Below are 19,675 nucleotides of genomic sequence, written 5' to 3'. Positions count from 1 at the left end.
GCGTCATGCCGCCCGCCTCGTCTCCCGGACGACCCTCGCGAGGGAGCCCAGGCCGTCGAGGGGCACGAGTTCGGCTTCCATCGCGCGGGCGAGGTCGGAGGCGAGTCCGAGCCTTACCGGGCCGCTCTCGCAGTCGACCACGATCGTCCGCACGCCCGCGAAAGCCGACGCGACGGTCAGCGGGTCGGGGCCGTGCGTCGCCCGTCCGTCGGTGACGACGACGACAAGGGGACGCCGTGACGGGTCCCGCAGGGCCTCGGTCCGCAGCACCCGCGCGGCACGCTCAAGGCCCGCCGCCAGAGGGGTGCGTCCCCCGGTCGGCATCCTCTCCAGCCTCCGCGCGCCCGCCTCCACCGACGACGTCGGCGGCAGCGCGAGGTCGGCCCCCGTACCCCGGAACGTCACGAGCCCCACCTTGTCGCGCCGTTGGTAGGCGTCAAGGAGGAGGGACAGTACCGTGGTCTTCACCTCGGCCATCCGCTTACGGGCCGCCATGGAGCCGCTCGCGTCCACGACGAAGAGCACGAGGTTGCCTTCACGCCCTTCCCGGACCGCCCTCTTGACGTCATGTCCCGACAGCACAAGGCCGGGTCCGCTACGCCCGCGTGCCTTCTGGTGCGGGGCGGCGGCCCGTAGCGTGGCCGTCAGATGGACCGCCCCCGAGTCCCGTCTCGCCGCACCCGTGACGCGTCCGGTGGTGCCGCGCGCCTTGGACCTGCGTCCTGGCGCGCCCTCTCCGACGCCCTCCACGGTGAACAGCCGCGGCTTGAAGGGCGCGCCCGCCGACGACTGCTGAGGGACGGGCACCGGAGCGCCCTCACCTTGCCCCGCGCCTCCTTGACCCTCGCCCCCTTGACCCGCATCCCCCTGGCCCGCGTCCGCGTCACCGCCCTGGGCGTCACCGCCCTGGGCGTCGCCGCCCTGAGCCGACCCGTCCGGCCCTTCGGACGGCGGCTCGCCCCCGCCCGAAGGGTCCGGGTCGTCCTCCGGCTCGAAGGAGTTCTCCTCCATCAGCTCTGCCAGACGCTGCTCGTCGAGGCCGGGCGCGTCGAACGGGTCGCGCCTGCGCCGGTGCGGCAGCGCGAGCCGGACCGCCTGGCGGACGTCGTCCTCGGTGACCTCGCGCCGCCCGTGCCAGGCGGCGAGCGCGATCGCGGTCCGCGCGGTGACGAGGTCGGCGCGCAGCCCGTCGACGTCGAAGCCCGCGCAGATCGCGGTGATCGCGCCGAGCGCCGCGTCGCCGAGCGCGACCTCGGGCAGCAGCGCCCGCGCGGCCGCTATCCGCCCGCCCAGCGCGCGCTCTTCCTCCCGGTAAGACAGCGCGAAGCCTTCGGGATCGGCCTCGTACGCGAGCCTCCGCCTGACGACGTCGGCGCGCTCCGCCGGATCACGCGTCGCGGCCGCCTCTACGGTCAGACCGAATCTGTCGAGAAGTTGGGGCCGCAACTCCCCCTCCTCCGGATTCATGGTCCCGACCAACAGGAATCTCGCGGCATGCCGCACCGAGACGCCCTCCCGTTCGACGAACGCGCGGCCCATCGCGGCGGCGTCGAGGAGGAGGTCCACGAGATGGTCGTGCAGGAGGTTGACCTCGTCCACGTAGAGCACGCCCCGATGGGCGGCGGCCAACAGGCCGGGCTCATACGCGCGCACGCCCTCGGTGAGCGCCCTCTCCAGGTCGAGCGAGCCGGTCAGGCGGTCCTCCGACGCCCCCACCGGCAGCTCAACGAGCCGGGCAGGACGCCGCTCGGAGGCGGCGGGGCCGTCATGCGGCCCATCGAGGCACTCGGGATCGGGCGCGTCGGGATCGCAGGCGAAGCGGCAGCCCGGCACCGCAGAAAGCTCGGGCAGCAGGGCCGCAAGCGCGCGCACGACAGTCGACTTGGCTGTGCCCTTCTCACCCCTGACCAGGACGCCGCCCACCGCGGGCGACACCGCGTTGAGCAGCAGCGCGAGCTTGAGGTCGGCCATGCCGACGACGGCGCTGAACGGGTACGCGGCGTGTGACGGCACGACGTCCTTCCCTCGGGTTTCCTCGCCCGGTCGGGGTGAACTGAACACGGCGGCCCTGAGTTCCTGACTTCCGGCGAACGCCGGTCACAGTTGCGGGACAGCCCCGGAATTCCACCGGGTTCCTCCATGAACACGCCGGAAAAGAGCATCCCACAGGCGGTGCCCGCCGACGAGACCACCCCGAACCGGACGGCCCACCCACCGAGTGTGAAACTCTCCCTTAGTTGTAGAAAGTTCGCATTAGCGGGGGCCGCTGAACCAGATCGCCTTGCCCCGCACCCGGGGGTCGAGCCGCGCGTGCGCCGCCTCGGTGCCCCAGCGGCCTTTGCTCAGCTCAGCGACGATGCTGAGCCCCCTGCCGTAGTCCGCGCGGCCGAACTCAAGCGGCAGGTCGCGGGTCGGCAGCGCGTCGAAGACCGCGCACGAGAACTCGAACTCGTCCAGGCACGAGATCCACAGCTCGTGCGGGGTGTGCTCGGCCGCGTGCTGGTGCGCGTTGGTCGCCAGCTCGCTCACCATGAGCCCGGCGTCGTCCACCGCCTCGTCGTCCACGCCCAGCTCGGCGAGGGTCTGCCTGACCAGCCGGCGCGCGGTCCTGGCGCAGGTCGCGTCGGTCGGCAGCGTCCATGCCCAGGTGCGTCCCAGGTCCCTTGCCAGCTCCACAACCGCCCTTTCGCCGGGGCCCCTGACGGAGCAACGAATACGCGCTGCTCCCGAACAGTCACGATGCTCAGGCTGTCGTGGGAATCTCACCCTTGCAACAGAGTTCGCGAAGATTCTTGGTTTCTTATGTACGTAAACGCAAGTCCGCAGCAGACTCGTCCCTATGACTTACCGTCCGACCGTACGAGGGCGCCGACTCGCGCGCGAGCTTCGACGCCTTCGTGAGAACCAAGGCCTCACCCTTCAAGACGTCGCGGACCGGCTCGGCTGGTCGCGCGCGACGGTGTCCCGTCTGGAGACCGGCCAGACGCGACCCCGCGACGTCGCCGAACTCCTTGACCTGTACGGGGTCGCCAGCCCCGACAGGGACGCTTTGCTCACCCTTTCCCGCGAGGCCCGCCAGATGGGTTGGTGGACCGCCTACGTGGACGTCTTCAGCGGCTCCTATGTCGGTTTGGAGGACGAGTCCTCGGAGATCCGCAACTGGGACTCCCAGCTCGTCCACGGGTTGCTGCAGACCGAGGACTACGCCCGCGCGGTCATCACCGCCGGGCGCTTCCTGCCGTCGAAGGCCGACATCGACCGCAGAATCCACGCGCGCAAGCAGCGTCAGGCGCTTCTCGACCGTGAGGACGCCCCGCACCTGCACGTGATCCTGGACGAGTCGGCCGTGCGCCGGCCGATCGGCGGAGACTCCGTCATCCGGGAGCAGTTGCTCGCCCTGGTGACGGCGGCGGACCGCCCGAACGTCACGATCCAGGTGATGCCGTACTCAAGCGGCGCCCACGCGGGGCTTGACGGCAGGTTCACCATTCTGTCGTTCCAGGACCCGGCCGACCCCGATATCGCCTACGTAGAAGGCACCATGGGTGACGTGTACGTGGAGAGCGCCGAGGCAATAACCCAACACAGAACCCGGTTCGAGCGCATCGAAGACGAGGCGCTGTCCCCCGCAGAATCCGTCCGGCTGCTGGCCGAGGCGGCTAAGGAGTAAATCCGTGGCTCAGCTCATCTGGCGCAAGTCCTCTTACAGCGGCAGTGGAGACCAGTGCGTCGAGGTCGCCGCGCTCTCCGGCGGCGCGTGCGCGATCCGCGACTCCAAGAACCCCCACCTGCCGACCGTGACGCTGTCCCCCGCCGGATTCACCGACCTCCTGCGGGGGCTTTCAGAATAACTAGAACATGTTCTAGTCTCCAGTGCACGGCCATGAGCACGGCCATCTGGAGGTGCAGGACACGTGAAGCTCGGGATCAACGTCGGCTACTGGCAGCGCGACCCGGAGGACGCCACCGAGACGGTACTGGCCGCCGAGCGGCAGGGATACGACTCGGTGTTCACCGCCGAGGCGTACGGATCGGACGCCTTCACCACCCTCGCCTGGTACGGGGCGCGCACGTCGCGCATCAAACTGGGCACCGCGGTGGTGCAGCTGTCCGCCCGTACCCCGGCGGCGACGGCGATGCACGCGCTCACCCTCGACGCGCTGTCCGGCGGGCGGCTGATCCTGGGCCTCGGGGCGTCCGGACCACAGGTCGTGGAGGGATGGTACGGCGTGCCGTTCCCCCGGCCGCTGGCCCGGACCCGCGAGTACCTGCGCATCGTGCGCGACATCTGGGCGCGCGAGGCGCCCGTGGTCAACGACGGCCCGCACTACCCGCTGCCTTACCCGGGCGGTGCGGGCCTCGGCAAGCCGCTGAAGTCGATCACCCGTCCACTGCGCCCCGAGATCCCCATCTACCTGGGGGCCGAGGGGCCCAAGAACGTCGCGCTGGCGGCCGAGCAGGCCGACGGCTGGCTCCCGCTGTTCTGCGACCCGGAGAAGATCGACGAGGTCTTCGGCGCGTCCCTGGCCGGACGCAGGCCGGGCTTCGAGATCACCGCGACGGTCACGACGGTCGTGGCCCCGCTGGAGGAGGCCCTCACCTGGGCCAAGGTCCCGCTGGCGTTCTACATCGGCGGCATGGGCGCCAAGGACAAGAACTTCCACCTCGACCTCATCGGCAGGCTCGGCTACGCCGAGGAGGCCGAGCGCGTCCAGGAGCTGTTCCTCGCCGGACGCCGCGACGAGGCGATCAAGGCGGTCCCCGACGGCCTCGCCGACTCCATCTCCCTGCTCGGCCCGCTCGAGCGGATCGCCGAGCGGCTCGAACTGTGGAAGGCCAGCCCGGTGACGACCCTGCTCGTCGCGGGCGTCAAGGACGAGCCCACCCTCAAGGCGATCCGCGCGCTCGTGGACGCCTGAGCGACGCGGCAGCCGGCAGGGGCTAGTCGCGGACTTCGCCGACCTCGAAGTTGTCGAAGTCCGCGACGACGCCCTTGTTGTCCCAGTCGTCCTGGATGATGATGAGGCCGCCCTGGCCGGTCAGCAGCGGGCTCTGCTCGTCGCGGTGCTCGAGGACGAACTCGCCGTCCACCCACAGCCGCAGCCTGACGGACTTGGCTTTCGCGTCGACCTCGCACGCGGCCTGCACCCGGTTCTTCTCGCCGGTGTCGAAGCCGGGAACGTCCTCGGCGAGGACGGCGAGCTCCTTCGTGCTCGCGGTCGCGTCCTGGCCCACGACGACGCGGCGCAGCACCGCGCCCTTGCCGTCGACGCGGATGAGGAACTGGTAGCCGTCGACCTGGCTGGTGTTCGGGCCGAGGCAGACGAGGCCGACCTTCCCGCCGGGCGAGCCCTGCGCCTTGAGGTCGACCGACAGCAGGGTCCTGGCGGGCAGCTCGGTCTTCATCGGCGCGAGCGACTGCACGACCAGGTCGCGCTGCGCGGTCTTCATCTGGTAGCCGCCGCCGAGGTAGGCGCGCAGCTTGTTGTAGTCGTCGGCCCAGCCCGTCGAGGTGCCGGAGAAGTCGTCGCTCCAGTGCTCGGCCGAGTCCGGCACACCCTTGCCGCTGCCGACCAGGAACGCGCCGACGGCGACCGCGGCGACCGCCGTGCCCGCGCCGACCAGCAGGTACTGGCGTCCGCTGCGGTTGGGCCGCTTGGCCGCGCTCGACCCGGCGGGCGGCGCGGCGGTGGGCGGCGGTGACGGCGGCGGCAGCATCGGCGACCACGCCTGCGCGGGACCCGGGGCGGGCGGAGCCGCCGCGAGAGCGCCGGGCGCGGCGAGCGGCGGCGGGACGCTGTCGCGGGTCGTCTGCCCCGACGGCCACGCCGCGGCCGCGATCGTCGGCGCGACCTTCGCCGGGTCGACCTCGGACTGGCCGGTCAGCAGTTCGAGCAGCCTCAGCGCGCTGGGCCGCTGGACGGGGTCGCGGCTCAGCGCGAGCCTGACGATCTCCAGGACCGACGGGTCGAGCCCGTCGAGGTTCGGCTCGCCCTGCGTGACCTGGTAGAGGATCGCGGGGATGTTCGCGGCGGCGAAGGGCGCGACGCCGGTTCCGGCGAACGCCACGACGCAGCCCCACGCCCACACGTCGGCGGCCGGGGTCGCCTCCTCGCCCCTGATGACCTCCGGGGCCATGTAGGCGGGCGTGCCGACGAACGTCCCGGTACGGGTCGCCGCCGACGTGGTGTCCAGCGCGCGGGCGATGCCGAAGTCGATGACGCGCGGGCCGAGCTGCGACAGCAGCACGTTGCCCGGCTTCAGGTCGCGGTGCACGATGCCCGCGCCGTGGATCGCCGACAGGGCGGTGGCGACCCCGACCGCCAGGTGTTCGAGGGTCGAGCCCGTCATCGGCCCGGACAGGCGGATGTGGTCGTCGAGGTTGGGGCCGTCCACGTACTCGGTGACGACGTACAGCGGGTCGGCCTCGAGGTTGGCGTCCAGGACGCTCGCGGTGCAGAACCTGCGGACGCTGCGCGCGGCGGTCACCTCGCGGCGGAACCTGTCGCGGAACGACGCCTCGTCGGCGAGCTCGGCGTTGATCACCTTCACCGCGACGCGGACGCCCTGGGGGTCCTCGGCGAGGTAGACCGTGCCCATGCCGCCGCGGCCGATCCGGTCGAGCAGGCGGTAGGGGCCGATCCGCTGCGGATCTTCCTGCGTCATGGGCTGCTCCTCGGGGGGCGAGCGGGCCGCCGGGCGGCTCAGGGGACGAGGAGCAACTTACCGGTAGTACGCCGACCTTCGAGATCTTCATGGGCGATTCGGGCGTCGGACAGCGGGTATGTCCGGCCGACGTGGACGTCGAGCGCGCCGGACGCGACGAGTTCGAACACCGCGGCCGCGCGCTCGCGCAGCTCGGCGACGGTGAGCGTGTAGTGCACGAGCGTCGGCCTGGTCAGGAAGACCGAGCCCGCGCTCGCCAGGCGTCCGGTGTCCAGGCCCGTCACCGGGCCGCTCGCCGCGCCGAACAGCGCGAGCGTGCCGCGCGGGCGCAGCGACGCGAGGCTGCCGTCGAAGGTGGCCTTGCCGACGCCGTCATAGACGACGTCGACGCCACGGCCGTCAGTGAGCTCGCGCACGCGCGCTGGGAAGTCGTCGTAGCCGATGACCTCATCGACGCCCGCGTTACGGGCCAGCTCGGCCTTCTCCGGCGTCGAGACAGTGCCGATGACGCGTCCGCCGCGCAGCTTCACCATCTGCGCGGCGAGCAGCCCGACCCCGCCGGACGCGGCGTGCAGCAGCGCGGTGTCGCCGTCGCCGATCGGGAACGTGTCGTGCGTGAGGTAGTGCGCGGTCATGCCCTGGAGCAGTACGGCGGCCGCCTGCTCGGGCGTCACCCCGGCGGGCACCGGCACCGCGCGGTCGGCCTCGACCAGGACGTACTCGGCGTACCCGCCCAGCACCGAGGGGCTGACGACCACGTCGCCGACCGCGAAGTCCACGACGCCGGGGCCCGCCTCCGCGACCGTCCCCGCGGCCTCCTCGCCGAGCGTGAACGGCAGCTCGCGGCGGTAGTGGCCGGTGCGGTAGTAGGTGTCGATGTAGTTGACGCCCGCCGCCGCGACCTTCACCAGCAGCTCGCCCGGTCCCGGCGTCGGCCGGGGGACGTCACGCTCGGAAAGGACCTCGGGCCCGCCGTTCTCGGCGACGACGATCGCGCGCATCATGTCTCCAGTGGTGTCTGAGGTGCCGGTGCGTCAGGGGCAACCAGGCCCGCGGGCCCAATCTTCCCGCAACGCGCCGAGCGCCTCGGCCACCGCCTCCTCGACCCGCGTGACGACCTCCGCCGAGTCGAACACCTCGCGGTAGGCGCAGTCCTCGAACCCGACGCGCACCGCCACGTAGAACATCGACGCGAGCAGCCTCGGACGCAGGTCGGCGGGGCCGCACACGCCGCCGCCCGGGCCCATGCGCAGCGCGAGTTCGGCCGCGAGAATCCGCGCGGTCACCTGGTGGCGGGCGTGCTGGGCGGCGATGAGCGACGGGTTGGTCTCCAGCACCTGGCGCAGCCGCCGCATCCGTTCCAGTTCGACGGTGTCGCCCGGCTCGACGAGGCGCAGCACCGAGCGCAGCGCGGCGAGCAGGGCCGTCACCGGGGGCTCGTCGGCGGGACGCGCCCGCAGCTCCTCCACGATGCGCGCGTCGAGGTCGGCGACGACGCCGAGGATGATGTCCTCCTTGGCGGCGAAGTAACGGAAGAACGTCCGCTGGGACACCTCGACGGCCGCCACGATCTCGTCGATCGTCGTCTTCTCGTAGCCTCGGCTCAGGAACAGGTCGAGGGCCGCGTCGATGAGCGCGGCCCTGGTACGCCGCTTCTTCAGCTCCCGCAGTCCTCCCGCCGCCTTCACCGCCGACCTCCCCTTGCGCGCACTTCGCAGCCGCCGACATGGTAAGGGGCGCGCGGCAGTGCGCGACGCCATGCCGCCGCGCCGGTTATCGCGGGCGACCGCCCTGACCGGCACGGCGACCCCGGGGACCGGCTTGGCGATCCAGGGCGGCGTTCGATAGTGTTTTCGAACGATGAGCCAGTTGAGCGAGCCGGTCACCGTGTGGACCGGGCCGGACGGCCTGCCCCGCCGCTTCGTGTGGCGCGACAGGCTCTTCGTCGTCCGCCGCGTCCTTGAGCACTGGATCGTCAGCCGCGACCTGTGGCGCGACCTGCACCCGGAGTCGGCCGAGCCGTCCGAGCGGCGGTTCTGGCGGGTCGAGGCGTCACCCGACCGGGAGAGCGGCGTGTATGAGCTGCGGCACACGCCGGAGACCGACGAGTGGACGCTGTCGCGCGTGTGGAGTTAGCGCGCCTCGGCGGGCGGCACCCGCAGCTGCAGCAGCGTCACATGGAACACGACCGCCATCGCCAGCGTCGCGGCGAGGCCCAGCGTCGCCGCGCCCGCGGTGCCGATCTGCACGGCGAACTCGGCGTCGGCGAGGGTGTCGGCGCGCATCGACGGGAACAGCTGCGCGAGCCCCACCGCCGCGAGCAGGCTCGACCACCAGGCCATCACCAGCACGCTGACGCCGTGCCTGCGCGGCAGCGGATACCTGCCGCTGGCCAGCCACACCTCGAGCACGAGCCGGGGCGGCAGCCAGAGGTTCGCCAGCGGGACGAACCACGCGCCGACCGTCCAGAACCTGTGCCCGCGCATCCCGCTCAGCGTCTGCCCGTGCGCCTGCCACAGCCAGGCGAGGAACAGCACACCGGTGACCCCGGCGAGACAGAGCGAGACGACGAAGACGTCGCGGTAGCCGGCGAGGGTGACCGAGGCCGAGCCAGGGTCGTAGGACAGCGAGGTGGTGCGGCTCAGTTCGGTGCTGAGTTTCAGCAGGCTCACCGACGAGCCCATCGCGAGGAACGCGTTGAAGCCGAGCAGCATGAACAGGCCGATGCCCAGGGCGCGGAAGTCACGCCGGCGCGACCACGCGCCGCAAGCCGGGCAGCGGACCACCTCGAGCGGGATGATGTCCCCGCACAGCCCACACGGCACGGGATCCCTCCGCTCCGCTTTCCCGGCAGTCTACGTGTTGTCGACCTGCACTTTAGTGCGGGCTTCCCACCGGTCTGGAAACCTACGTGCATGTCCCGCGAGAGCCGCCGCGACGCCCCCGCAGATCCGACGCCCGATCCCGCGCCCGCGCCGCCCCAGGGGCCCTCTCCGGCCCCGCCGGGCGCCTTCACGCGGGACGCGGCGATCGAGCGGTTCGCCGCCGAGACCGCGCGCGAGGTCGCCGAGGTCTTCGCCGCGGCGTTCGGGCCGCTGCCCCGTCCCGTCGCGGTGTTCCCGCACGTCGAGGACGGGTTCCCGCTGCTCGCGCTGCGCGTGTGGGGTGCGGTCGTGCGGTCCTCGGTGCGCGACGAGCGGTTCGACGGGGCCTACGCCGGGTTCGCCCGCGCGCTGCTGTGGTACGTCGAGCTCTACCAGCGCGCGGGCATGATCACCCGCGAGGTCGACGCCACGGCGGTCGTGCGGATGCTCGTCGCGCTCATCCACGGGTTCATGCTCCAGCGCGCGCTGCTCGGCGACGCCGACACCCGCCTGTTCCACGCGGGCCTGCGGGCGCTCGCCCTCACCCCGGGAGCGGAACCCAGCCCCCGGCCGTCCTGAGCAGCAGGGCACGCGACAGCAGGTGGTCGCCCCTCGCCCAGACCCGGTCGGCGACCCAGCGGAGCTTGGCCAGGCCCTGACCATCGCGCGAGCCGGTGGCGGTGAACACGTCGCGGGCCGGGACGCCGACGACGAGGTCGCCGTCCACCTCGCCCGCGAGCTTGTCGAGGAACGCCTCGTCGAGCAGGAGCCCCGCCTCGAGGTCGCCGCCGACGGTGACGGTCACCGCCCGCACGTCGGGGAACCAGTTGAGGGCAAGGTCGGGACGGCGGGCGCGCAGGTTGCCCGCCGCGCGCTCGCGCAGCAGCTCGACGCGCAGGCCGCGCTCGGCGACCCGGCGCGGGGTGAGCGCCTCGAACCTCGGCCTGCCGTCGTCGCCGGGCGGGAGGTCGAGCCCGTACGACAGGTACAGGCCCGCCGCGAAGGGCTCCCGCACAGGGGTGTCCTCCGGAAGCGGAGGGAAGTCCAGCCGGACGTCCACCGGAACCCGTGCCCCGGGGATCGGGACGATCAGGTCATACGGGTCGGTCATCGGCCTGTTCCTTTACGGCTTGAGTTCGCGCTCACGATAGCGGCTGGTGGGGGACGCCGCCCGGCGGAAGCGAGGGCAGCCCGGCGGGGGCTCCCGACGTGATCAACCGGTCGAGGGCCGGGCCGTCGAGGTGGTCGGCCACGAGGTCGGCGAGCGCGTCCAACTGGGCCTCGCGCAGCGCGGCGAAGGAGGTGTCGGGGGCCGGAACGAAGCGGCGTCCCGCCAACGCTGCGGCCTCGGTGAGGAAGGCGCGGCGGAAGGCGTCGTTCTCAAGGGCGCCGTGCCAGGTGGTGCCGAAGACACGTCCCTGCCTGCACCCGTCGAGGAAGGGTTCGCCTCCGTGCACGGTGACGCGTCCGTGGTGGATCTCGTAAGCGCGCACACGGTGGCCGTAGTGCTCGCCCTCGGGGCGGGCGAGGACCTTGTCCTTGCCGAACGTGACGGTCGTCGGGAGCAGGCCGAGCCCTTGGACCCTTCCCCTGCGGGACTCGACGGCGTCGTCGATCTCGCGGGCCAGCATCTGGTAGCCGCCGCAGACGCCGAGGACCGGCTTGTCCGTCGCGGCCAGGGCGTCGGCGAAACCGCGCTCGCGCAGCCAGGCGAGGTCGGAGACCGTCGCGCGGCTGCCGGGCAGGACGACGAGGTCGGCGTCGGCGAGCTCGCCGGGGCCGGTGACGAAGCGGACGGAGACGCCGGGCTCGCAGGACAGGGCGTCGAGGTCGGTGAAGTTGGAGATGCGCGGGAAGCGCAGCACGGCGACGCGCAAGGACTCCTCGCCGTACGGGGCTCCGGTAGCCGGTCGCGCCGCGTCGAGGCCAAGGGAGTCCTCCACGTCCATCCACAGGCCGTCGAGCCAAGGCAGGACGCCGAGGGTGGGGCGGCCGGTGAGCGCGGTGAGCTGGTCGAGGCCGGGGCGCAGGAGCTCGAGCGCGCCACGGAACTTGTTGATGACGAACCCTGAGATGAGCGCCTGGTCGGCGGGCTCCAGCAGCGCGACGGTCCCGTACAGGGCGGGGAAGACGCCTCCCCTGTCGATGTCGCCTACGACGAGCACAGGCAGGTCGGCCGCTCTGGCCAGGCCCATGTTGGCGATGTCGCCCCGGCGCAGGTTGATCTCCGTGGGGCTGCCCGCACCCTCGCAGATGACGACGTCGTAGGAGTCGCGCAAGGACCGGTAGCTGTCCAGCGCGACTTCCCGGAGGCGGTCCTTGAAGGCGTAGTACTCCAGCGCGTCTACGTCGGCTATAGGACGGCCCCGTACGACGACCTGGCTACGGCGGTCGCTCCCCGGCTTCAGAAGGATCGGGTTGAGGTCGGCGGTCGGCTCGATGCCCGCGGCCTGCGCCTGCATCACCTGGGCCCTGCCAATCTCCGCGCCGTCGGCGGTGACCATCGAGTTCAGCGACATGTTCTGCGCCTTGAACGGCGCGACCCGCACCCCGCGCCTGGCCAGCCAGCGGCAGATCCCGGCGACGACGACGCTCTTGCCCGCGTCGGACGTCGTCCCGGCGACGAGCAGCCCGCCGCGCGGCCCGCCGCTCACCTGCGGCCCCCGACCCTGCCCAGCGCGAACGTGAGCCCCACCGCCGCGACGACCGCCGACACCGACACCGCGCGCGTCAGCCGCACGGCACGCCGAATGTCGGACACCTCCGGGTCCCTGCCGTCCCCGAGCGTCGGCCTGGTCTCCACCCCGCCCGCATACCGGTTGGTCCCCCCGAGCCGCACCCCGAGCGCCCCCGCCGCGGCCGCCTCACACCGCCCGGCGTTCGGACTCGGATGCCTCCCCCCATCCCGCCAAAGCACCCGCCAAGCCTCCCCCGCCGCCTTCCCCCGCCCCCACCCCGCACCGGCCCCCGGGAGGGTGGGGGCGGTGAGGACGGTGAGGAGGGCGGTGAGGCGGGCGGGGGGATAGTTGGCGGCGTCGTCGAGTTTGGCGGCGGCCCAGCCGAAGTTGGCGTAGCGGGGGCTGCGGTAGCCGACCATGGCGTCGAGCGTGTTCAGCGCGCGGTAGACGGCGAGGCCGGGGACTCCGGCGACCGCGCCCCAGAAGAGCGGGGACACCACGGCGTCGCCGGTGTTCTCGGCGAGGGATTCGACAGTCGCGCGGGCGAGGGCGGGGGCGTCGAGGCCGGAGGGGTCGCGGGCGCACAGGTGCGACAGCCGCAGCCGTGCCGCGCCGAGGCTCCCGGCCTCAAGGTGCCGTGCCATGACCTCGCCCTCGCGGGCCAGGGACGTGCCGCCGAGGACCGCCCAGGTCGTCACGGCGGTCGTCGCGCAGCGCAGCAGGGGGCGGTCGCGTCCGGCGCGCTCGGCGAGCACCGCGAGGCCCAGCACCGAGCCCGCGCAGACCCCGGCGAACACCGCCCCGCGCGCCCTGTCGTCGCCGTAGAGCGCCTTCTCCAGCGCCGCCGCAGCCCTGCCGAACCCGGCGACCGGGTGCCCGCGCCGGGGGTCGCCGAGCAGCGCGTCGAGCCCCGCGCCGAGCAGCAGTCCAGCGGCCCTGGCCGTCGTCCCTGTCCTCAACACAAGCCACGACCGTAATGCACGACAATCGGGGGCATGCTCGCGGACCGGCTCTCCGAAGTGACCCAGGCAGTGACCGACCCCGCCGTCATGGCCGGGTACGAGGAGGACTTCACCGGCCGGTGGCGGGGGCGGGCCAGTGCCGTCGTCAGGCCGGGGTCGGCCCGCGAGGTCGCCGAGGTGCTGCGGATCTGCGCCGCCGAGGGCGTCGCGGTGGTCCCGCAGGGCGGCAACACCGGGCTCGTCGGCGGCGGCGTGCCGCAGGGCGGCGAGGTCGTGCTGTCGCTGCGCCGCCTCACCGCGCTCGGGCCCGTGGACCGCGCCGCCCAGCAGGTGACGGCCGGGGCCGGGGTCGTCCTGGCCGACCTCCAGCGGCACGCGCGCGCGGCGGGCCTCGACTTCGGCGTCGACCTCGCCGCAAGGGACTCCGCGACCATCGGCGGCATGATCGCCACGAACGCGGGCGGGGAACGCGTGCTGCGTTACGGCAGCACCAAGGCCAACGTGGTCGGCGTCGAGGCGGTCCTCGCCGACGGCTCGATCGTCTCCCGCCTCGACGGCCTGCCCAAGGACAACACCGGGTTCGACCTCCCGTTCGCGGCGAGCGAGGGCACCCTCGGCGTCATCACCGCGGCCCGCCTGCGCCTTGTGCCTTTGCTTGCCCACCGGGCGACCGCCCTTCTCGGCCTGCCCAGCGCCGAAGCCGCCCTGACGGCCCTGGAACGCCTCAGGGCGCTCGACTCCTTGGAGGCCGCCGAGTTCTTCCTCCCTGAAGGACTCGCCTTGGTGCGCCGTCACACCGGGCTGCCTTCGCCGACCCGCGAGGAACACGCCTTCTACGTCCTGGTCGAGTGCGCCGCCCCGCGCGACCCCTCCGACGCGCTGTACGAGGCCCTAGCCGACGTCGACGCCCCCGAGACCGTCGTGGCGGGCGACGCCGCCGACCGGCACCGGCTGTGGACCTATCGAGAGGCGCACGCCGAGGCGATCAGGGCCGCGACGGGCGCGGCAGGGGGCGTCTCCCACAAACTCGACGTCGGCGTGCCGCTCGCGGCCCTGCCCGGCTTCCTCGCCGACGTCCCCCGCCTCGCCGGAGACGCCGTCCCGTACCTTTTCGGGCATCTCGCCGAAGCGAACGTGCACGTCAACCTGCTGGGCGGCGCGGCGGACCCGTCGGAGGCGGTCCTTGCCAGGGTCGCGGAGCTGGGCGGCACGATCAGCGCCGAGCACGGCGTGGGCCGCGCCAAGGCCGCCCACCTGCACCTCACCCGCACCCCCGCCGAGATCGCGGCGCTGCGGGCCGTCAAGGCCGCGCTCGACCCGTCCGGCCTGCTCAACCCGGGTGTGATCTTCCCCTGACGGGCCCGCGCCGCCCGAAATCCGTACGACGTATCACCCGATATCGGCGAACATAGGTCCATGGCGTCCACCCTCGACGATCTGACCTGGCCCGCCCGCACCTCGCGGCTGCTCATCCGCCGCTCCGGAGCCGACGACATCGCGCCCACCTGGGAGCGTTACCGGCATAGGGAGTCCATCAGGAAGTGGCTGTCGGGAGGCGACCACGACTTCGCCGCCTACACCGCGAAGTACGACGATCCCGTCCGCATGTCCTCGACCCTGATCATCGAGCATGACGGCGAGATCGTCGGCGACCTCATGCTGCGCCTCGGCGACGTGTGGGCGCAGGCTCCGGAGTCGCTGCAGGACAGGCCGCGCCAGGCCGAGCTCGGATGGTGTCTGTCGCCCGAGGTCCAAGGACGCGGCTTCGCTTACGAGGCCGCACGCGAGCTGGTACGGATCTCCTTCGACGGCCTCGGCCTGCACCGCGTCACCGCGGTCTGCTTCACCGACAACACCCCGTCCTGGAAGCTCATGGAGAAGCTCGGCATGCGCCGCGAGTCGCACTCGCGCAAGGACTCCCTGCACTCCTCCGGCGAGTGGCTCGACTCCTACTCCTACGCCATGCTCGCCGAGGAGTGGCGGGCTCAAGGCTGAGCCGCCGCCTCCAGGTCGTCCTGGAAGCCCTGCCTCCACGAGGCGTAATGCGGCTGCCAGGGCAGCTCGCCCTTGGCCCGCGTGTTGTCGGCGGCCCTCAGCCTGGTGAAGTACGCGACGCCCCACGCCCCCGTGACGATCCGGGCAACGGGCGTCGGAATGCGGTGCGGAGGCTCGGCCCCCAGGAGTCCGGCGAGGGCGGGCAGCCACTCGGAGACCTGTGACGGGTCGTCGTCAACGATGTTCAACGCGCCGACAGCCGACGTGGTGAGGGCCGCGACGACGGCGCGGGCCGCGTCGTCGGCGTGCACGAACGAGAAGTACGCGCCCCCCTCCCCGACGATCGGCAGCCGCCGCTCCCTGACCTGTTCGGTGACCCAGCCCTGCGGGCCGAACCCCGTGCCCGGCCCGTACAGATGGCCGAAACGCAGGACAAGGCCGTCGGCGGCCTTGGTCAGCGCTTCCATCTCCACAAGCGCGCGCTGGGTCGTGGCGAACTGCTTGGGCGGGTCGTGCCAGAAGGGCGCGTCCTCGTCGGCCGGGCCGTCGCCCTCGGGGTCGTAGGCGAACGCGACGCCCTCGCCGACGATCCGGCCCGCCCCCGCGTCGCGCGCGGCGTCCAGGAGGGTCCTCGTCGCCTCGGTGCGCAGCCGGTTCGTCTGGGCGAACGCCCGTTCCATCCGGCGCGGGTCGAGCACCTCGGGGATCGCGGTGAGGAGGTTCACGACCGCGTCGGGCCTTGCCTCGCGGACCGCTTTGCGTAGCTCGTCCGCTTCCAGGGCGTCCACCGCGAGCGGCCAGACCGCCGGATTCCTGGCGGGCTCGGGCGTCCGCGACAGCGCGAACACCTCGTGCCCCATCCCCGTGAGCAGCGGCACGAGCCGCCTTCCTATGACCCCTGTCGCCCCCGCGACGAGCACGCGCATCGGCCTGCCCCTCTCCGTTCGGTTACGGAGAGTGATACCCAGTCATGGGCGGGCGCGGGCGGAATTCACAGAAGAACCCCTTCCAGGGTCAGAAGCGCGCGCTTGGCGTCGAGACCTCCCGCGTAGCCCGTCAGCGATCCGTTCGACCCCACGACCCGGTGGCAGGGCCGCAGGATCGACACGGGGTTCGCCCCGATCGCCACGCCCACCGCCCTCGCCCTGGCAGGCGAGCCGCCGAGGGCGGCGTTCAGACGGCCGTAGGTGGTGGTGGCCCCGTAAGGCAGGGCGTCCAAGGCAGCCCATACCTGGCGCTGGAAGGCCGTGCCGGACAACGCCGGCGTGTAAGAGAACTCCTTGAGGTCGCCCGCGAAGTAGGCGTCGAGCTGCTCCCTGAGCGCGCGGAAGGGGCCGTCGTCGCGCGGGCCGGGGTCGAGCGGGGTCCAGCGGTGGGTCGGCAGCGTCAGCGAGACGAGCTCAAGGCCCTCCTGGGTGGGCCTGCCGACCAGCAGGAGTTCGCCGAGCGGCCCGGAGACCGTGGTGTGCACGTTCATGATCCCTTCCTTCGGGTGGAGGCGGCGGAGCGCCACAGCAGATGCGTCGCATAGCTGCGCCAGGGGGCCCAGCCGACCGGGTCGGCCGACGGGGCCGCCGCCAGCGCCCGCCGCAGGACGACGTCGCCGGGCGGCAGCACGTCCGGGTCGCCCAGCGCGCGCATGCGCACGTAGGCGGCCGTCCACGCGCCCACGCCGCGCAGCGCGAGCAAGGACTTCTCTGCGTCGGCGCGGTCGACGCCGGGGTCGAGCGCGACCTCCCCGGCCGCCAGGGCGGCCGCGAGGGCGCGCAGCGTCTCCCGGCGCGAGGACGGCATGCCCAGGTCGGCAAGGGACGCCCCGGCCAGGGCGGCGGGTGAGGGGAACAGATGCGTGAGGCCCCCGGACGGGGCGTGCAACGGCGTCCCGTAGGCGGCGACGAGCCTTCCGCCGAGCGTCCGCGCCGCCGCCACGCTGACCTGCTGGCCGAGCACGGCACGGAACGCGAGTTCCTCGGCGTCGGCCGCGCCCGGAGAGCGCAGGCCCGGTACGGCGGCGAGGGCCGGGCCGAGGAGCGGGTCGTCGGCGAGGCTCTCGGCGACCGCGTAGGGGTCGGCGTCGAGGTCGAACAGCCTGCGGACGCGCTGGGTGGCCGACGCCAGGTCCCGCAGATCCGTCAGGGAGACGGTGCAGTCGAGCCAACCCGTCTCCTTGTGCGGCTCCAGGACGGTCACAAGGGCGGGGCCGCCGGGGAGCGTCAGGGTACGTCGGTAGGAACGGCCGCCGGGCTCGCCCGTCACCTCCTCCACGCCGGGGATCGCACGCGCCGCCAGGAAGGAGAAGATCGGCTCGGCCGCGTACCTTCCCCGATAGGCGAGTCTCAGGGGGATGCCGGAGGACGCCGCGGTAAGGGTGCATCTTCCGGAGCCGCGCAAGGCGGTCGGGGTAAGGGCGTAGACGGCACGGATCGTGTCGTTGAACTGCCGCACACTGGCGAACCCCGCCGCGAAACCGACATCCGTCACACGCAGCGTCGTCGTCTGGAGGAGGACGCGCGCGGTGTGGGCGCGCTGGGCGCGGGCCAGGGCGAGCGGACCTGCCCCGACCTCGGCCACGAGCTGGCGTTGCAGCTGGCGCGGGCTGTACCCGAGGCGCGCCGCGAGCCCCGCGACGCCCTCCCTGTCGACCGTGCCGTCGCCGATCAGCCGCATCGCCCGCGCCACGACGTCCGCGCGCGCCTGCCACGCCGCAGAACCGGGGACCGCGTCCGGACGGCACCTCTTGCAGGCGCGGAAGCCCGCGGCCTGCGCGGCGGCGGCCGTCGGGTAGAACACGACGTTCTCGCGCTTCGGGGTGGTCGCCGGACAGCTCGGACGGCAGTAGACACCGGTGGTCCGGACGCCGAGGAAGAACTCGCCGTCGAATCTGCCGTCTCGCCCGCAAACCGCCTGGTAGCGGGCCTCATCCGTCTGCGTCACCCCTCCAGTCTGCGCGATCGGCGGACCCTTGACCGGCGGTTTTCGGACATGACGCTGCCCGTGCAAAGGCCCGCCGTGACAGATCGACAGCTACGACGGGCCCGAGAACAGCGCGCCCAGAGGGATTCGAACCCCCGGCCGACGGATTAGAAGTCCGTTGCTCTATCCAGCTGAGCTATGGGCGCTTGTTTTTGGGAAGCGAGTTTAGGGCACGCGGGCCGCAACCAACAGCAGGTTTCCGTCCGATTCGTCCCTGACACGGCGGTAGCGCGCGGGCGGCGGGGGGCGACGGCCGGGGCCTCGCGTGGCAGGCTGGGACCGGACCGGTGGGGGCAAGGCGCTCCTGCCGGTATTTTGAGGTGATTTCACTCCGTCCTTAGGACGGACCTGACAGAGTGTGGGCCGCCCCCTCGTGCCTGACGTCGTCGACCGGAAGATCTGAGGACCATGTCGGACAGTGACAAGACCCCCAGCGTGAAGCTGCCGGACGCCCGGGACATCAGCCGGACGAGCTTCACGCCGCACGGCATCAACCGCGGCAAGGGGTCGCTGAAGCGTCCGGCGAACAAGGCCGAGCTGCGCAAGCAGCGGATCAAGCAGACCGGCGTCGGCCTGCTCGTCGTCGCGATCATCGCGGGCGTCGCGGGCGGGGCCTGGGCGCTCACCCGGCCCGAGCAGAACTTCACGGTCACCGGCGCGTTCGGCAAGGACCCGAAGATCTCCTGGCCCGAGGTCGCGCCCTACACCAAGGGCAAGACCGAGAAGCTGATCACCGGCTCCGGCGACGCGCTGAAGGAGGGCGACACCGCCTTCATCCACTTCGAGACCTACCAGTGGACCGGCGCCAAGGAGCACGAGGAGAAGTCGAGCAGCTACGCAGAAGGCGCGGCCACCACCCTCCCCGTCGGCGGCGAGGGCAGCGGCTTCAAGCGGCTCGACGACGCCGTCAAGACCGCCAAGGTCGGCGACCGCTACCTGCTGACGATCCCGGTCTCCGAACTCGGCGACACCGCCGAGCAGACCGACCTGAAGAAGACCGACAACGTCGTGTTCGTCCTCGACGTCGTCAGCAAGCAGTACGAGATCACCGGCACGCAGGCCGAGCAGACCGACGCCGCGCTGCCGAAGGTCACCCCGAACAAGGACAAGATCGGCGACGCGCCGACCGTCGAGATCCCCAAGGTCGACCCGCCGAAGGAACTCGTCGTCAAGACGCTGATCGAGGGCACCGGGCCGGTCACCAAGAGCGGTCAGACCCTCGTGACGAACTACGCGGGCAAGATCTGGCGCGACGGCAAGGAGTTCGACTCCAGCTGGGCCAACGGCGCGCCCGCGAACTTCCCGATCGGCGTCGGCCAGGTCATCTCCGGCTGGGACCAGGCGCTGGTCGGCGCGAAGGTCGGCAGCCGCCTGCTGCTGGTGATCCCGTCGGAGTCGGGTTACCCCGACGGCAACGAGAGCGCGGGCATCAAGAAGGGCGACACGCTGGTGTTCGTCGTGGACGTGCTGGGCGCGGCCTGAGCGAAGAGGGCGGTCGGCTTCCCGGGCAGGGGCCGGCCGCCCTCGGCGTTCCCGT

20 protein-coding genes, 1 tRNA gene and 1 riboswitch are annotated in these 19,675 nt (G+C 72.4%); of the genes, 8 read left to right on the top strand and 13 right to left on the bottom strand.

Annotation, left to right across the window (positions count from 1 at the left end; translation table 11 throughout):
- Window positions 1-3: 3 nt before the first annotated feature.
- Entirely contained in the window at window positions 4-2,013 is a 2,010-nt protein-coding gene (locus R9X44_RS24075) for a putative cobaltochelatase (protein WP_319816527.1), read from the bottom strand.
- Window positions 2,014-2,070: 57 nt separating this feature from the next.
- A riboswitch (cobalamin riboswitch) is annotated at window positions 2,071-2,138 on the bottom strand.
- 115 nt (window positions 2,139-2,253) lie between these two features.
- Window positions 2,254-2,676, bottom strand: a complete 423-nt coding sequence (locus R9X44_RS24070; RefSeq protein WP_319816526.1) for an ATP-binding protein — start codon at window positions 2,674-2,676, stop codon at window positions 2,254-2,256.
- Between the two features lie 163 nt (window positions 2,677-2,839).
- Here R9X44_RS24070 and R9X44_RS24065 point away from each other — a divergent pair, with 163 nt between their 5' ends.
- From R9X44_RS24065 to R9X44_RS24055, 3 genes are all read left to right on the top strand, one after another.
- On the top strand, window positions 2,840-3,670 hold the full coding sequence (locus R9X44_RS24065; protein ID WP_319816525.1) for a helix-turn-helix transcriptional regulator: 831 nt from the start codon (window positions 2,840-2,842) through the stop codon (window positions 3,668-3,670).
- A 4-nt stretch (window positions 3,671-3,674) separates the two neighbouring features.
- A complete protein-coding gene (locus R9X44_RS24060) occupies window positions 3,675-3,851 on the top strand; it encodes a DUF397 domain-containing protein (RefSeq protein WP_319816524.1) in 177 nt (58 codons plus the stop codon).
- A 63-nt stretch (window positions 3,852-3,914) separates the two neighbouring features.
- Window positions 3,915-4,919, top strand: a complete 1,005-nt coding sequence (locus R9X44_RS24055; RefSeq protein WP_319816523.1) for an LLM class F420-dependent oxidoreductase — start codon at window positions 3,915-3,917, stop codon at window positions 4,917-4,919.
- A gap of 22 nt (window positions 4,920-4,941) precedes the next feature.
- On the opposite strand, the gene R9X44_RS24050 is transcribed toward R9X44_RS24055, so the two are convergent.
- Genes R9X44_RS24050 through R9X44_RS24040 form a run of 3 tightly spaced genes read right to left on the bottom strand, consistent with a single transcriptional unit; the run spans window position 4,942 to window position 8,354 of the window.
- Window positions 4,942-6,666, bottom strand: a complete 1,725-nt coding sequence (locus R9X44_RS24050) for a serine/threonine-protein kinase (RefSeq protein ID WP_319816522.1) — start codon at window positions 6,664-6,666, stop codon at window positions 4,942-4,944.
- A 38-nt stretch (window positions 6,667-6,704) separates the two neighbouring features.
- Window positions 6,705-7,667 (bottom strand): quinone oxidoreductase, encoded by a 963-nt coding sequence (locus tag R9X44_RS24045; protein WP_319816631.1) that lies wholly within the window; start codon window positions 7,665-7,667, stop codon window positions 6,705-6,707.
- 33 nt (window positions 7,668-7,700) lie between these two features.
- On the bottom strand, window positions 7,701-8,354 hold the full coding sequence (locus tag R9X44_RS24040; protein ID WP_319816521.1) for a TetR/AcrR family transcriptional regulator: 654 nt from the start codon (window positions 8,352-8,354) through the stop codon (window positions 7,701-7,703).
- 172 nt (window positions 8,355-8,526) lie between these two features.
- Between R9X44_RS24040 and R9X44_RS24035 the strand changes: the two genes are divergently transcribed.
- Window positions 8,527-8,802: a DUF6504 family protein gene (locus R9X44_RS24035; RefSeq protein WP_319816520.1), complete on the top strand. Its 276-nt coding sequence runs from the start codon at window positions 8,527-8,529 to the stop codon at window positions 8,800-8,802.
- Here the strand turns inward: R9X44_RS24035 and R9X44_RS24030 are convergent.
- Window positions 8,799-9,491 carry a DUF4328 domain-containing protein gene (locus tag R9X44_RS24030; RefSeq protein WP_319816519.1) on the bottom strand — a complete coding sequence of 231 codons (693 nt, stop codon included), beginning with the start codon at window positions 9,489-9,491 and terminating at the stop codon, window positions 8,799-8,801. The genes R9X44_RS24035 and R9X44_RS24030 overlap by 4 nt on opposite strands.
- A 90-nt stretch (window positions 9,492-9,581) precedes the next feature.
- On the opposite strand from R9X44_RS24030, the gene R9X44_RS24025 reads away from it, so the two are divergent.
- Complete coding sequence (locus R9X44_RS24025) at window positions 9,582-10,109, top strand: hypothetical protein (RefSeq protein ID WP_319816518.1); 528 nt, start codon at window positions 9,582-9,584, stop codon at window positions 10,107-10,109.
- On the opposite strand, the gene R9X44_RS24020 is transcribed toward R9X44_RS24025, so the two are convergent.
- The 3 genes from R9X44_RS24020 to R9X44_RS24010 are packed head-to-tail and all read right to left on the bottom strand — an operon-like array spanning window position 10,072 to window position 13,170.
- Window positions 10,072-10,641, bottom strand: coding sequence for a DUF1444 domain-containing protein (locus R9X44_RS24020; protein WP_319816517.1), 570 nt, complete (start codon window positions 10,639-10,641; stop codon window positions 10,072-10,074). The genes R9X44_RS24025 and R9X44_RS24020 overlap by 38 nt on opposite strands.
- Window positions 10,642-10,672: 31 nt before the next feature.
- Window positions 10,673-12,184 carry a cobyric acid synthase gene (locus R9X44_RS24015; protein WP_319816516.1) on the bottom strand — a complete coding sequence of 504 codons (1,512 nt, stop codon included), beginning with the start codon at window positions 12,182-12,184 and terminating at the stop codon, window positions 10,673-10,675.
- Window positions 12,181-13,170 carry a cobalamin biosynthesis protein gene (locus tag R9X44_RS24010; protein WP_319816515.1) on the bottom strand — a complete coding sequence of 330 codons (990 nt, stop codon included), beginning with the start codon at window positions 13,168-13,170 and terminating at the stop codon, window positions 12,181-12,183. The genes R9X44_RS24015 and R9X44_RS24010 overlap by 4 nt, the downstream gene beginning before the upstream one ends.
- Window positions 13,171-13,203: 33 nt before the next feature.
- On the opposite strand from R9X44_RS24010, the gene R9X44_RS24005 reads away from it, so the two are divergent.
- Complete coding sequence (locus R9X44_RS24005) at window positions 13,204-14,526, top strand: FAD-binding oxidoreductase (protein WP_319816514.1); 1,323 nt, start codon at window positions 13,204-13,206, stop codon at window positions 14,524-14,526.
- A gap of 60 nt (window positions 14,527-14,586) precedes the next feature.
- Window positions 14,587-15,165 (top strand): GNAT family protein, encoded by a 579-nt coding sequence (locus tag R9X44_RS24000; protein WP_319816513.1) that lies wholly within the window; start codon window positions 14,587-14,589, stop codon window positions 15,163-15,165.
- Here R9X44_RS24000 and R9X44_RS23995 read toward each other — a convergent pair.
- From R9X44_RS23995 to R9X44_RS23980, 4 genes are all read right to left on the bottom strand, one after another.
- The gene (locus tag R9X44_RS23995; protein WP_319816512.1) at window positions 15,156-16,091 is read right to left on the bottom strand and encodes an NAD(P)-dependent oxidoreductase; all 936 of its coding nucleotides are present in this window, start codon (window positions 16,089-16,091) and stop codon (window positions 15,156-15,158) included. The genes R9X44_RS24000 and R9X44_RS23995 overlap by 10 nt on opposite strands.
- 65 nt (window positions 16,092-16,156) lie before the next feature.
- Entirely contained in the window at window positions 16,157-16,642 is a 486-nt protein-coding gene (locus R9X44_RS23990) for a methylated-DNA--[protein]-cysteine S-methyltransferase (protein WP_319816511.1), read from the bottom strand.
- A complete protein-coding gene (locus tag R9X44_RS23985; RefSeq protein ID WP_319816510.1) occupies window positions 16,639-18,099 on the bottom strand; it encodes an AlkA N-terminal domain-containing protein in 1,461 nt (486 codons plus the stop codon). Before R9X44_RS23985 ends, R9X44_RS23990 begins: the two co-directional genes overlap by 4 nt.
- A 111-nt stretch (window positions 18,100-18,210) precedes the next feature.
- Window positions 18,211-18,284, bottom strand: a tRNA-Arg gene (locus R9X44_RS23980).
- 262 nt (window positions 18,285-18,546) lie between these two features.
- Here R9X44_RS23980 and R9X44_RS23975 point away from each other — a divergent pair.
- On the top strand, window positions 18,547-19,620 hold the full coding sequence (locus R9X44_RS23975; RefSeq protein ID WP_319816509.1) for an FKBP-type peptidyl-prolyl cis-trans isomerase: 1,074 nt from the start codon (window positions 18,547-18,549) through the stop codon (window positions 19,618-19,620).
- The last annotated feature ends 55 nt before the right edge of the window (window positions 19,621-19,675 follow it).

This window comes from Actinocorallia sp. A-T 12471, assembly GCF_033875155.1.
GTDB lineage: Bacteria > Actinomycetota > Actinomycetes > Streptosporangiales > Streptosporangiaceae > Actinocorallia.
The sequence above is the reverse complement of the archived record's forward strand: the minus strand, read 5'-3'. Positions and strand labels throughout refer to the sequence as shown.

Excerpts from the sequence above, each read along its gene's own strand:
- R9X44_RS24065 (WP_319816525.1), top strand. The coding sequence starts at position 2,840 with ATGACTTACCGTCCGACCGTACGAGGGCGCCGACTCGCGCGCGAGCTT.
- R9X44_RS24050 (WP_319816522.1), bottom strand. The coding sequence starts at position 6,666 with ATGACGCAGGAAGATCCGCAGCGGATCGGCCCCTACCGCCTGCTCGAC.
- R9X44_RS24045 (WP_319816631.1), bottom strand. The coding sequence starts at position 7,667 with ATGCGCGCGATCGTCGTCGCCGAGAACGGCGGGCCCGAGGTCCTTTCC.
- R9X44_RS24035 (WP_319816520.1), top strand. The coding sequence starts at position 8,527 with ATGAGCCAGTTGAGCGAGCCGGTCACCGTGTGGACCGGGCCGGACGGC.
- R9X44_RS24025 (WP_319816518.1), top strand. The coding sequence starts at position 9,582 with ATGTCCCGCGAGAGCCGCCGCGACGCCCCCGCAGATCCGACGCCCGAT.
- R9X44_RS24020 (WP_319816517.1), bottom strand. The coding sequence starts at position 10,641 with ATGACCGACCCGTATGACCTGATCGTCCCGATCCCCGGGGCACGGGTT.
- R9X44_RS24005 (WP_319816514.1), top strand. The coding sequence starts at position 13,204 with ATGCTCGCGGACCGGCTCTCCGAAGTGACCCAGGCAGTGACCGACCCC.
- R9X44_RS24000 (WP_319816513.1), top strand. The coding sequence starts at position 14,587 with ATGGCGTCCACCCTCGACGATCTGACCTGGCCCGCCCGCACCTCGCGG.
- R9X44_RS23995 (WP_319816512.1), bottom strand. The coding sequence starts at position 16,091 with ATGCGCGTGCTCGTCGCGGGGGCGACAGGGGTCATAGGAAGGCGGCTC.
- R9X44_RS23990 (WP_319816511.1), bottom strand. The coding sequence starts at position 16,642 with ATGAACGTGCACACCACGGTCTCCGGGCCGCTCGGCGAACTCCTGCTG.
- R9X44_RS23975 (WP_319816509.1), top strand. The coding sequence starts at position 18,547 with ATGTCGGACAGTGACAAGACCCCCAGCGTGAAGCTGCCGGACGCCCGG.